Here is a 13,023-nt window from a genome sequence, read left to right on the forward strand (position 1 = left end):
GGGAGGGAACGAGGGTGGGGTGGAGCCGCGGGAGTGTAGTGAGGGGCCCCTCCCCACCCAGCTACGCTACGGCCTGGCGGCCAAGCTTCGCTGCCGTCCCCCTCAAGGGGAGGGAGGTGCAATACCGGAGCGCCCGTGCCATGGATCAAAATAATGGCCAATGATCTTTCGACCCCCTGACCGGACGAAAGCGCCGCAACCAGCAAAAGACTGGCCGTTTCCACTTTCCCTTGGCGCGCCTCCTGTTCGCAGTCATCGTCCTGGCCGTCGGCGCCGTCGTCTTGCGCGTTGCGCTCGTCGATGAACCCAATGGCGGCCGCCCGAGCCAGGAAGTCGCGATCACCACGACGCGCGATGGCAACACCGTCGCCAACCAGGTCGCCAGCGGCCCCGCGACCATTACTGCCGATCCCCAGCAATTTCCCGCCGGCAGCAGTTTCACTAGCATTGCCCCGCCCGGCGAAACGGCGACCGCCACCGGCCAGGTGCCGGACCGCTATGGTGCGCTGCCGGACCTCAGCGAAGAAACCGCCAACGGCGCCATCCCCCGCATCTCGGGAACCGGACTCAGCCCCTTCGTGGCCTACCGCCGCCCCGCCGACGCGGCGCTCGCCGCCGGCAAGCCCATGGTCGCCGTCGTGGTCACAGGCCTGGGCATCAACGAGCAAGGATCGCTCGACGCCATCGAACAGCTGCCGGACGACGTGACCCTCGCCTTTGCCCCCTATGGCCGATCGCTCGAAAACACCGTCTCCGCCGCCCGCACTTCGGGCCACGAAGTGATGCTCGAAGTGCCGATGGAGCCCTTCGATTATCCGCAGAACGATCCGGGCCCGCATACCGTCCTCACCGGCGAAACGCCGCGCGCCAACCTCGACAAGCTGTTCTGGCTGATGGCGCGATTCGGCGGCTACTTTGGCGTCGTCAACAATATGGGCGCGCGCTTCACCGCCTCAGCCGCCGACATGGCGCCGGTCATGGAAGAATTTGGCGCTCGGGGCCTTGGCTATCTCGATGACGGCTCCTCCAATCGCTCGGTTGCGGCGCAGCTCGCCGGCGCCAACAAGGTGCCCTATGGCCGCGCCGGGCAAATGATCGATGCCAATCCCGCCCGCGCATCCATTCTCGAGGCGCTGGCCAGCCTTGAAGCCCAGGCGCTGGAAACCGGCAGCGCCATTGGTATTGTGAGCGCCCTGCCCATTTCGGTGTCGACTGTTTCCGAATGGGCGCGTGAACTGGACGCAAAGGCATCGCGCTGGTGCCCGCCAGCGCCTTGATGAAGTAGGTCCAAACCATGGTTGATCGGGAAAGCCTCCCCTATCGCGATTGCGTCGGCCTTGCCATCTTCAACGGCCATGGCGAGGTTTTCGTCGGCCATCGCAAAGGCATCACTGACGAGCATGCCTGGCAAATGCCACAGGGCGGCATTGACGAAGGCGAGGACCCGCTCCGCTGCGCCATGCGCGAGCTCTATGAGGAAACCAGCGTGACTTCGGTCAGTCTCCTCGCCGAGGCGCCGGAGTGGATCTACTACGACCTGCCTGATGAAGCACTCGGGGTGGCCTTCAAGGGCAAGTATCGCGGCCAGCGCCAGCGCTGGTTTGCCTTCGCCTTTCACGGCGATGACAGCGAAATCGACGTACTGACGCCCGGCGGCGGCAAGCACAAGGCGGAGTTCGACGGCTGGCGCTGGGAAAAGCTTTCCCGCACGCCAGCCCTTATCGTACCGTTCAAGCGACCGGCCTACGAAAAGGTCGTCGAAGCCTTCGGCGACATTCCGCAACGTTTTGCTTGAACTAAATTGATATGAAAACCATCGGCCTGATCGGCGGCATGAGCTGGGAAAGCTCGGCTCACTATTATCGCATCCTCAATGAGGAAGCCGCTCGCCTTCTTGGTGGGCTCCACTCCTGCCCCGTCATCATGCATTCGGTGGATTTCGCCCCAGTAGCCGAGATGCAGGCAGCAGGTGACTGGGATCGCGCCGGGCGCGAACTCAACGCCGTGGCACGAGGCCTCGTCTCGGCCGGCGCCGAGGTGCTGGGCATCGCCACCAACACCATGCATGTGATCGCCGATGCCATCACCCAGGGCCTCGACGTGCCGCTCGTGCATATCGCCGACCCGACCGCCGAGGCGCTTCTTGCCGATGGCTTCAACACGATCGGGCTCCTGGGCACAAGCTTCACCATGGAAATGCCCTTCTATAAGGACAGGCTTGCGGCGCGCGGTCTGACGCCGCTGGTGCCCGAAGTTGACCGCACCAACCTCCACGGCATCATCTACGAAGAACTCTGCAAGGGCATTGTCCGCGACGAGTCCCGCCAGGTCTATGTGACGGCCATCGAGCGTTTGCAGGCACGCGGCGCCCAGGCCGTGATCCTGGGCTGCACCGAGATCGGCATGCTGATCGACGACAGCGTCAGCCCGCTACCAACCTACGACACCACCGACCTCCACGCCAAAGCCCTGGTCGCCGCCGCCTTAAGCTAGACCACAATGCTCCAGTAGCCCTCACCTTGAGGTGCGAAGCGCAACTCTCCCAGTAGCCCTCACCCTGAGGCGCGCAGCAAAGCGAAGCCTCGAAGGGCGAGGGCGTGGCACAGCGCTCGTGTGCCCGCCCTCCTGGTCGAAGTCTACGCTGCGCTCCGCACCTCACCACGAGGGCTCCGGAAGGACTTCACCTCAGGCTCCGCCTCAAGCCTGAAAATATCGACAATTCTGTCGAGCGCATGCGTCTGGCCCTCGGTCTGCTCGATCACCGCATTGGTTTCTTCCACCAGCGACGCATTGTGCTGCGTCATCTGGTCGAGCGTGCGCACGGCAGTGTTCACTTCCTCGATCGAGGCCGCCTGCTCGCGGCTGGCACGGGCGATGGCGCGGACCAGGGCACTGTTTTCCTGCACCGCATCGAGCATGGCCCGCAGCCGGTCTTCCGCCGCCGAGACGAGCCCGGCGCCTTCCTTGACCTCGCCGTTGCTCCTTTCCACCAGAGCTTTCACTTCCGACGAGGCTTGGGCCGCCGATTGCGCCAGGCGCCGCACTTCGACGGCCACCACGGCAAAGCCCTTGCCGGCATCCCCTGCCCGCGCCGCTTCCACCGAGGCATTGAGCGCCAGTAGATTTGTCTGGAAGGCGATGTCGTCGATCATGCCGATGATGTTGGAAATCTTGGCCGACGACTGGGTAATCCGCTCCATCGCGTCGGTGGCCTTGCCCATGACGCTGCCGGACTCTTCGGCCGTCCGCGACACCGTCTCGGCCTTTTTGGCGGCGTCCTCGGCCATGCCCGCATTGCTGGCGACGGTGGTTGCAAGCTCTTCCATGGCCGCCGACGTTTCTTCGATCGTCGCCGCCTGGCGGGTCGTCCGTTCGGAGAGGTCATTAGCGCCGCTCAGGAGCTCGCCGCTCGCCGTCCGCAGCGACTTTGTCGTGAGGCGCAGCTGGCCGACCACGTCGGCAAAGCGCTCCACCGTGCCGTTCAGTGCCAAGCGCAGGTCTTCGAATTCCGGCGGGAAGGGCTGGATGATCGTGCTCGAAAGATCGCCATCCGCGAGGCGCTTCAGACCGGCACCGATCGCTGCGACCGACTGCTTACGCGCCGTGACGTCGATGGCAAACTGCACGACCTTGTAGGGCATGCCGTCGGTGTCGAAGATCGGCGTAAAAGTGCTCTGGATCCACACTTCCTGGCCCGCACTGGTCCGGCGCCGATATTCGCCGCTCTTGAACGCACCGTCCTCGAGTTCCTGCCAGAACTGAAGATAGACCTGGCTGCTTGGATCGGCATCAGGCAGGAAAAGCGCATTCGGGCGCCCGATGATTTCCTCGAGCCGATAGCCGAGCATCGAGAGAAAATTGTCGTTGGCGGTGATGACCGTCCCGTCGAGGTTGAACTCGACAACCATTTGCGACCGCGAGATCGCCTGTAGCTGTCCGGTATGATCCGCCGCTTCCGCCAAATGCTGGCGCGCCTGCGCGTCGAGCGCCGCCTTTTCCAGCGAGTTGACGCGAAAAATCTCGACCGCCCGCGCCATGGCGCCGATCTCGTTGCCGGCCGCCTTGTGCGGCACTTCGGCATCAAGCTCGCCTTCGGCGATGACGCTCATGACATCGGCCAGTTGCGGGATCGGTCGCATCATGCGGCGCGCGAGGATCAGCGCGGCAACCGACATCACCAACAGAACCACCAGGCCACTGGCGCCCAGGGCGATCATAGACTGATAAAGTACGGCATCGAAGCGCGCGCGGTCGACACCGACCATCAAAGCGCCGATCACCGTGCCATCGGCGGTGGCAATCGGCTGGTAGCGCAGGAGATAGGTCTTGCCGACGATCGTTTCTTCCACATCGGCATGCTGGTTCGCGGCCAGCGTCGCGAACAGCGCACTGTCCGCGGTGATCGGCGTTTCGAGCAAACGCTCGCCCGCCTCGTCGACAAAGGTCGTGCTGCCGACAACGAAGTCGGGGCTCGTCTCGGCATCGAAGACGAAGACCGAAGCCTGCGTGCCCGAGACCCGACCCACGGCATCAATCACGTCATGGCTGCGAAACCGCGGCATGCTGCGGGCGGAGAGGCTCACCACATTGCCCGCTTCGTCCGACCCCACTTCAAGGCTCGGCAGGTTGACCTGGAAAATCTGCGCCGCAATGCGCGTGCCGTCGAGCAGCGCCTGCTGCGCCTCCCCTGGGCCGAATTCTGCAAGGTCACAAAAAGGCTCGCCAAAACGGCAAGAATGGAAACGCAGATAGCGCCGATCGTCATCGCCGAAATGGCAAAAGTCAGGCGCATATTGGCAAGCAGTGCAGCCATTGAGTGGTCCCCTTTTCCCCGACCCCCGGCCGGACACCCTCTTCCCTGGTCACAAGATTGCACGTTATTGGTTAAGCGGAGCTTGCAGGATCAAGAAAATCGTTACGCTGCAATAACTTGCTTAGAGACTAAGCAGTTTGCCCATTCGGAAAGCAAAAAGGCCGCCTCCCGAAGGAGACGGCCTGCATATTTCATCGGCAGATTTAGCGCTTAGTGGACGTGCGCGCCGTTGATCTGCTGCGCTTCCACCGCCAGGTTCAAAAGACCCGAGACAACTTCCTGCGCGTAAGACTTGTCTTCCGGCGACTCGGCGCGGGTCAGTTCTTCCTGGGCGCTCTGGATCTGCGTCTGCAGGTCCGCATGGTCGAATTCGCTGAACGGCACCGACTGTTCGGCCAGGATGGTCAGGCCCTCGGGCGAGACATCGGCAAAGCCGCCGCGCACGAAGTAGATGCTGGACGCGCCGGCATCCTTGGTCACGGTGATGAAGCCGGGACGCAGCGTCGTCATGAACGGCGCGTGGTCATTCATGACGGTGAAATAGCCTTCGGTGCCAGGCACGGTAACCGAAACCGCGGTTTCGGACAGCACCAGACGCTCGGGCGAAACGATCTCGATCTTGAGGCCTTCAGCCATTCTTTTGGTCCTTTGGCATTAAAGCCCGAACTCTCATCCGGGCTTCATGTCGAGAAGGTGGGCCGACAGGCGGCCCGACTCGATTAGGCAGCCTGTGCGGCCAGCTTCTGGGCCTGGCAACGGCATCTTCGATCGTGCCAACCATGTAGAAGGCCGCTTCCGGCAGGTGATCGTATTCGCCGTTCACGAGGCCCTTGAAGCCCTTGATCGTGTCGGCAAGCTGCACGAACACGCCCGGCGAACCGGTGAACACTTCGGCCACGTCGAAGGGCTGGCTCATGAAGCGTTCGACCTTGCGAGCGCGCGCCACGGTGAGCTTGTCCTCTTCGGAAAGTTCGTCCATGCCGAGGATGGCGATAATGTCCTGTAGAGCCTTGTACTTCTGCAGCACTTCCTGGACGCGACGGGCCACTTCGTAGTGATCCTGGCCCACGGTCAGCGGGTCGAGGATGCGCGAGTTGGAGGCCAGCGGGTCAACGGCCGGATAGATGCCCTTTTCCGAGATCGCGCGATTGAGAACCGTCACGGCGTCGAAGTGGGCGAACGAGGTGGCCGGCGCAGGGTCGGTCAAGTCGTCGGCGGGCACGTACACGGCCTGAACCGAAGTGATCGAGCCCTTGTTGGTGGTGGTGATGCGTTCCTGCATCGCGCCCATGTCGGTCGCCAGCGTCGGCTGGTAACCCACGGCGGAGGGGATGCGGCCCAGAAGTGCCGACATTTCGGCGCCGGCCTGGGTGAAGCGGAAGATGTTGTCCACGAAGAACAGCACGTCCTGGCCCTGGTCGCGGAAGTTCTCGGCGACGGTAAGACCGGTCAGCGCCACGCGGGCACGGGCGCCAGGGGGCTCGTTCATCTGGCCGAACACGAGGGCGCACTTCGAACCGGCAGCAGTGCCACCGTTCTCATGCGGGTCCTTGTTCACGCCCGATTCGATCATTTCGTGATAAAGGTCGTTGCCTTCGCGGGTGCGTTCACCCACGCCGGCGAACACCGAATAACCACCGTGCGCCTTGGCGACGTTGTTGATCAGTTCCTGGATCAGAACGGTCTTGCCCACGCCGGCGCCGCCCATGAGGCCGATCTTGCCGCCGCGTGCGTAGGGAGCGATGAGGTCCACGACCTTGATGCCGGTGACCAGAACCTGCGATTCCGGAGACTGCTCGGCGAACTCGGGCGCTTCCTGGTGGATTTCGCGGCGCGCTTCGCCCGAGATCGGACCGGCTTCGTCGATCGGCTCGCCGATGACGTTCATGATGCGGCCCAGCGTTGCTTCGCCGACCGGCACGGTGATGGCCGAACCGGTATCGGTTACTTCGGCGCCGCGAACCAGGCCTTCGGTCGTGTCCATGGCAATGGTGCGCACGGCGTTTTCGCCGAGGTGCTGTGCCACTTCCAGCACCAGGCGCTGGCCGTTGTTGTAGGTCTCAAGGGCATTGAGAATGGCGGGCAGGTGATCGTCGAACGTGACGTCGACGACGGCGCCGATGACCTGCGATACGCGACCGGCCTTTGAGTCTGCCATTTGTTCGTCCTCGCTATGCGGTTAGAGCGCTTCGGCGCCCGAGATGATTTCGATAAGTTCTTTGGTGATCTGCGCCTGGCGCTGGCGGTTATAGCTCAGCTGCAGCTTGCCGATCATTTCGCCCGCGTTGCGGGTCGCGTTGTCCATGGCGGACATCTGCGCACCGTAGAACGAGGCGGAGTTTTCAAGCAGCGCCCGAAGCACCTGCACGCTGATATTGCGCGGCAGCAGGTCTTCGACGATGGCTTCTTCGCTTGGCTCGTACTCGTAAGGGACGGCGCTGGCTTCCACCACGCCTTCGCCCGCCGGCTTTTCGAGCTTGGCCGGGATGATCTGCTGCGCCGTCGGCACCTGCGAAATCACCGAGCCGAACTTGGCAAAGAACAGCGTCGCGACATCGAACTCGCCGGCATTGAACATGGCGAGCACCTTTTCGGCGACCTGCGAGGCCTGGGCGAACCCGACCTGCTTGACGTCGCGGAAGTTGAAGGTGTCGACGATCAGTTCCGGATACTGGCGACGAAGGATATCGTGACCCTTGCGGCCGACGGTCAGGATCTTGACCGTCTTGCCCTGGCTCAGGAGACGCGCGGCATGCTCGCGGGCAAGACGCGCGATCGAGGAGTTGAAACCGCCGGCCAGACCGCGCTCGCCCGTGGCAACCACCAGCAGGTGAACCTGGTCCTTGCCGGTGCCGCCGAGCAGCACCGGTGCGTTTTCCTGACCGTCATAGACGGCACCAAGCGCGGCCAGCACGCGGCCCATGCGCTCGGCATAGGGGCGCGCAGCTTCAGCCGCTTCTTGGGCGCGACGGAGCTTTGCCGCCGCCACCATCTGCATGGCCTTGGTGATCTTCTGGGTCGATTTGACCGAGTCGATCCGGTTCTTTAGGTCCTTTAGCGACGGCATTGCCTGTCGTCTCCTTCAGGCTTTAGGCCGCGTAGGTCTTCTGGACGTCGTCGAGAGCGGCCTTGAGCTTGGAACGGGTGTCGTCGCTCAGCTGCTTTTCGGTCGCGATCGTGTTGAGCAGCGCGGCATGCTTGCCACGCAGGGCCGACAACACGGTCTTTTCGAAATCGCCGACCTTGTTGACCGGGATCGAGTCCAGGTAGCCATTGGCACCGGCAAAGATCACGGCAACCTGCTCTTCGGTCTTGAGCGGCGCGAACTGCGGCTGCTTGAGAAGCTCGGTGAGACGGGCGCCACGGTTGAGGAGGCGCTGGGTCGAGGCATCGAGGTCAGAACCGAACTGCGCGAAGGCCGCCATTTCGCGATACTGCGACAGCTCACCCTTGAGCGAGCCGGCAACCTGCTTCATCGCCTTGATCTGGGCCGAACCACCCACGCGGGAAACCGAAAGACCGACGTTCACGGCCGGACGGATGCCCTGGAAGAAGAGGTTGGTTTCAAGGAAGATCTGGCCGTCGGTGATCGAGATCACGTTGGTCGGAATATAGGCCGACACGTCGTTGGCCTGGGTTTCGATAACCGGAAGCGCGGTGAGCGAACCAAGACCGTGGTCTTCGTTGAGCTTTGCAGCGCGTTCGAGGAGGCGGGAGTGCAGGTAGAACACGTCGCCCGGATAAGCTTCGCGGCCCGGCGGACGGCGCAGCAGGAGCGACATCTGACGGTAGGCAACGGCCTGCTTGGTCAAATCGTCATAGGCGATCACGGCATGCTTGCCATTGTCGCGGAACCACTCGCCGATAGCGCAGCCGGTGAACGGCGCGATGTACTGGAGCGGAGCCGGATCCGAAGCGGTCGCAGCGATGACGATAGAATAGGGCAGCGCGCCCGATTCTTCGAGCTGGCGCACGAACTGGGCAACGGTGGAGCGCTTCTGACCAACGGCCACGTAGATGCAGTAGAGGCGATCGGTGTCCGATGCGCCGGCATCATGGGCGGGCTTCTGGTTGAGGAAGGTGTCGAGAATGATGGCCGACTTGCCGGTCTGGCGGTCGCCAATGATCAGCTCGCGCTGGCCACGGCCGATCGGGATCAGCGCGTCGATGGCCTTGAGGCCGGTCGACATCGGCTCGTGCACCGACTTGCGCGGCAGAATGCCGGGAGCCTTGACGTCGACGCGGCGGCGTTCGGTGTGAACGATCGGGCCCTTGCCGTCGATCGGGTTGCCGAGGCCATCGACCACGCGGCCGAGAAGGCCCGGACCAACCGGCGTGTCCACGATGGCGCCGGTACGCTTGACGACGTCGCCTTCCTTGATCGCGCGGTCGGAGCCAAAGATCACGACGCCAACATTGTCGGTTTCGAGATTGAGGGCCATACCCTTGACGCCACCGGGGAACTCGACGAGTTCGCCGGCCTGCACATTGTCGAGGCCGTAGACGCGGGCGATACCGTCACCGACGGAAAGCACCTGGCCGACTTCGGAAACCTGGGCTTCCTGGCCGAAATTCTTGATCTGGTCCTTGAGGATCGCAGAGATTTCCGCGGCTTTGATGTCCATTTATCCGACCTCTTTCATGGCGATTTTCATCGCAGCGAGTTTTGTCTTGAGTGAGCTATCGATCATCTGGCTGCCGACCTTCACCTGAAGGCCACCGATCAGCGAGGGATCGACGAATTGATTGAGCGTGACCGTCTTGCCCAGCTTGCCCTTGAGCGTTTCGGCGAGCGAGCGCACCTGCTCTTCGGTGAGCGGGGTCGCGGAGGTCACTTCGGCGGTGGTTTCGCCACGCGCCGTTGCGGCCAGTTCGCGGAACGATGCGATGATCTGGTCCAGCGCGAAAAGACGGCCATTTTTGGCGACGAGGCGCAGGAAATTGGCCACAAGGCCATTGCCGTTGGACCGCGCCAGGATGGCGTCGAGCGCCGATGCCTTGACGTCGGCGGCGATCACCGGAGAGCGGAGATAGCGCGAAAAGTCTTCGCTTTCGCCGATCAGCCGGGAAATATCGGAAAGCCCGGTTTCCACCTGAGCCAGCTGGTTCTCGCTGCGCGCGAGATCAAACAGTGCCGACGCATATGGCCGTGCGATCTGGGTAAGCACCGAATTCTGCGCTGCCAATGCCGCTTCACCCTCTATTGTGGCCATTCCGGTTCATCGGAATGGTCCAGGACTGCCTGGACGTGCTCGGAAACGGGGTTCGAGCCGGACCCCTTGAAAGTCGCGCACGCTCTAACACAGCAAAAGCTCGCCATGCAAGGCTATGGCACGGGATTCGAATGTGTCGAAGTTGTCGCAGGCGTTAGGCCGATTTCTTGGTTTGCTTGAGACTTTCGGCAAGAACTTCGTTCATCCGCGTCTGCCACCCCGGCCCATCGGCCTTGAAGCCGTCGATCACGGCCTGGTCGAGCCGCAAGCTGACGGCAACCTTGGGAGTCTCGGATTTTGGACGGCCGGGAATGGGCAGGCCACGCTCGGCGAAGAACTGGGCGGCCGGAACAAGCTCCTTGGCGGTGTCTGCCGTAAGTTCTGGGGTGTCGTCATCCGCGATCCCGAAAACAACATCATCCATTTTTCGCTGGGTCATAGAACCTGTGATCCTTTCGTCCAAAGGGTCGAACACTGATGATGCGGTACTTTCCGTTCCTCACGGTGAAGGCGATGACATACCGCCCTGCCGGCCCATTGCCGTAAGCTAGGAACCGCCGCTCACCGTAGTCATGACGATCATCATCGCGAAAGCCTGCGCTATCCCAATCGAAATCGTGAACCAGCTCGAAGCCCACGCCGTGCTTCTCCAGATTGCTCCGGTTCTTCGCCTCGTCCCACTCGAAGTCCATCAAGCCCCCTCAATGTAGTCCGACCCACAATTTTTGTATATACGAAAACCTACATAAAGCTCATCGGATCGATGTCGATCTGAACCTTGAGATCGCCCCGCGCCCGTTCGGCGCTGCTGAGCCAAAACCGCATATAGCCCGAAAGATCGAAGTCGCGGCCGGACTGGGCGAGGAGACGCACACGGTGGCGGCCGCGGATCATGTTGATGGGAGCGTCGGCGGGACCAAAAAGCCGCACGCCTTCCGCCATGGGCGCGGCGGACAACAACACCCTGGCATAATCCATCGCTGACTTTTGTTCACTGGCGGAAACGATCAGCGCAGCGAGACGCCCGAAGGGCGGCATTCCGCCGGCTTCGCGCGCCAGCAATTCCTGGGCGTAAAACGCTTCGCGGTCGCCATTGACCATGGCGCGCATCACCGGGTGATCCGGGTGATAGGTCTGGAGGAACGCCTTGCCGTGCTTGCTGGCACGCCCGGCGCGCCCGGCAACCTGGGTCAGGATCTGGAAGGTTCGCTCTGCCGCCCGTGGATCGCCATGGGCAAGCCCGAGATCGGCATCGAGCACGCCCACCACCGAGAGCTTTTCGAAATGATGCCCCTTGGAGACGAGCTGCGTGCCGATAATGAGGTCATAGTCGCCCCGCTCGATCTCGGCAAAACGTTCGCGCAGCTGCGCATGACTGCCCATGTCGGTGGACACCAGCACGCGCCGCGCATCGGGAAAGCGCGCGGCGGCCTCCTCGGCAACGCGTTCGATACCCGGCCCGACAGCCACCAGACTTTCGGTATCCCCGCATTCCTTGCATGTTTTGGGCGTGCGCACCTCATGCCCGCAATGGTGGCACATAAGCACGCCCCGAAAACGATGTTCCACCATCCAGGCCGAGCAATCCGGACATTGATACTGATGCCCGCAGGAGCGGCAGAGGGTCAGCGGCGCATAGCCACGGCGATTGAGAAACAACAGTGCCTGCTCGCCACGATCCAGCGCCCCGAACACCTCGCGCGCCAGGCTTGGCGCGATCCACTCGCCCTTTTCCGGTCCATCCATGCGCATGTCGATGGCGGTAATGTCGGGCATCGCCGCTTCGGCAAAACGGCTTTCGAGTTTCACATGCGCATAGCGGCCCTGGTTGGCATTGTTGCGCGACTCGACCGATGGCGTCGCCGAGGACAACACGACCCGAGCCTTCGAAAACTGCGCCCGCACGATCGCCATGTCGCGCGCATGGTAGGTAAAGCCCTCGGCCTGCTTATAGGCGCCATCATGCTCCTCATCGAGCACCAGGAGGCCCAGCTCCCGGAACGGTAGAAACAGCGCTGAGCGCGCCCCAACCACCGCCGCACCGTGCCGTCGAGCACACCGCGCCAGACCTTTGAGCGCTGCAACGCCGTCATGTCCGAGTGCCATTCGGCCGGCCGTGCGCCAAAGCGCTTGGTGAAGCGGTCGATGAACGTATTGGTAAGCGCAATTTCGGGCAGCAGCACCAGCGCCTGCCGCCCCGCCCGCAGCGTATCCGCCACCGCCTCGAAGAACACCTCGGTCTTACCGCCGCCGGTCACGCCATCGAGCAGCGCCACGCTAAACTCGCTGGCATCGAGCGACAAAATATTGCTAAGCGCCGCCCGTTGCCCGTTGCTGAGTTGCGCCGGATTGGCATCCGGATCGGGCGGCAGCACTACGGGCGGCGGCGCCATTTCGAGCCGCTCCAGCGCCCCCGCGCGTTCCAATCCCTCGATCACGGAAAACGACACGCCCGAGGCACCGACCAGTGCCGCCTTGGGCCAGGCCTGGTCGTCCATCAGCGTATCCAGTACCCTGAGCCGCGCCGGGGTTAGTTTTTCCGGCTCGTGCCCCGTGCGGCGAAAGGCCGTCACCGGCTTTGGTGCATCCAGCGCTTCCGGCGAGCGCAAGACCCCGCGCAACACCTGCCCCGGCGCCGCCAACGTATAGCGCGCCACCCATTCCACGAGCCGCAGCAGCTCTTCCGACAATGGCTGTGTCTGATAGATATGCGCTATGTCGCGCAGCCGGTTATGCGCCACCATGTCCTTGGGCGGTCCCCAGACGACGCCCTGGATCAGCCGCGGCCCTAGCGGCACGGCCACGATCGAGCCGCGGCTGACCGCCATGCCGTCGGGCACGCGATAGCTATAGGGGCCCTCGACGGCCACCCCTACCAGCACCGCCACGATATCGCCTGCTCCATACATCAAGTTTGTGCGCGTTCCGTTCTCTTTTGCCCTAAATAGGAAGCTTGCGCGATTCTTGCCAGACGCTCCCGTTAATGTGGGCTTTACC

General features: G+C 62.9%; 10 protein-coding genes and 2 pseudogenes. 3 read left to right on the plus strand and 9 right to left on the minus strand.

All coding sequences use genetic code 11. The annotated features are described in order from the left end of the window. The first annotated feature begins 230 nt into the window (after positions 1-230). From G5575_RS01655 to G5575_RS01665, 3 genes are read left to right on the plus strand one after another with little or no spacing between them, the layout of a single operon-like run. A complete protein-coding gene (locus tag G5575_RS01655) occupies positions 231-1,277 on the plus strand; it encodes a divergent polysaccharide deacetylase family protein (protein ID WP_164532815.1) in 1,047 nt (348 codons plus the stop codon). A 17-nt stretch (positions 1,278-1,294) separates the two neighbouring features. Further along, positions 1,295-1,795, plus strand: a complete 501-nt coding sequence (locus tag G5575_RS01660) for an RNA pyrophosphohydrolase (protein ID WP_164532816.1) — start codon at positions 1,295-1,297, stop codon at positions 1,793-1,795. Positions 1,796-1,806: 11 nt separating this feature from the next. Continuing rightward, positions 1,807-2,493: an aspartate/glutamate racemase family protein gene (locus G5575_RS01665; RefSeq protein WP_164532817.1), complete on the plus strand. Its 687-nt coding sequence runs from the start codon at positions 1,807-1,809 to the stop codon at positions 2,491-2,493. A 143-nt stretch (positions 2,494-2,636) separates the two neighbouring features. Here G5575_RS01665 and G5575_RS01670 read toward each other — a convergent pair whose 3' ends face one another. From G5575_RS01670 to G5575_RS01710, 9 genes and pseudogenes are all read right to left on the minus strand, one after another. Then, positions 2,637-4,850 (minus strand): methyl-accepting chemotaxis protein, encoded by a 2,214-nt coding sequence (locus G5575_RS01670; RefSeq protein ID WP_164532818.1) that lies wholly within the window; start codon positions 4,848-4,850, stop codon positions 2,637-2,639. Positions 4,851-5,023: 173 nt separating this feature from the next. Next, on the minus strand, positions 5,024-5,449 hold the full coding sequence (locus G5575_RS01675) for a F0F1 ATP synthase subunit epsilon (protein WP_164532819.1): 426 nt from the start codon (positions 5,447-5,449) through the stop codon (positions 5,024-5,026). 83 nt (positions 5,450-5,532) lie between these two features. Beyond that, positions 5,533-6,971, minus strand: a pseudogene (atpD, locus tag G5575_RS01680) (F0F1 ATP synthase subunit beta). A gap of 21 nt (positions 6,972-6,992) precedes the next feature. Then, a complete protein-coding gene (locus G5575_RS01685; protein WP_164532821.1) occupies positions 6,993-7,880 on the minus strand; it encodes a F0F1 ATP synthase subunit gamma in 888 nt (295 codons plus the stop codon). A gap of 22 nt (positions 7,881-7,902) precedes the next feature. After that, the gene (atpA, locus tag G5575_RS01690) at positions 7,903-9,438 is read right to left on the minus strand and encodes a F0F1 ATP synthase subunit alpha (RefSeq protein ID WP_164532822.1); all 1,536 of its coding nucleotides are present in this window, start codon (positions 9,436-9,438) and stop codon (positions 7,903-7,905) included. Beyond that, positions 9,439-10,026 carry a F0F1 ATP synthase subunit delta gene (locus G5575_RS01695; protein WP_164532823.1) on the minus strand — a complete coding sequence of 196 codons (588 nt, stop codon included), beginning with the start codon at positions 10,024-10,026 and terminating at the stop codon, positions 9,439-9,441. 154 nt (positions 10,027-10,180) lie between these two features. Continuing rightward, entirely contained in the window at positions 10,181-10,465 is a 285-nt protein-coding gene (locus tag G5575_RS01700) for a BrnA antitoxin family protein (RefSeq protein WP_164532824.1), read from the minus strand. Beyond that, entirely contained in the window at positions 10,443-10,718 is a 276-nt protein-coding gene (locus G5575_RS01705) for a BrnT family toxin (RefSeq protein ID WP_164532825.1), read from the minus strand. Before G5575_RS01705 ends, G5575_RS01700 begins: the two co-directional genes overlap by 23 nt. A 49-nt stretch (positions 10,719-10,767) precedes the next feature. Then, positions 10,768-12,935 (minus strand): annotated as a pseudogene (locus G5575_RS01710) (primosomal protein N'). Positions 12,936-13,023: the final 88 nt, after the last annotated feature.

Origin of the sequence: Devosia aurantiaca, from assembly GCF_011058215.1 — a bacterium.
Taxonomy (GTDB): Bacteria; Pseudomonadota; Alphaproteobacteria; order Rhizobiales; family Devosiaceae; genus Devosia; species Devosia aurantiaca.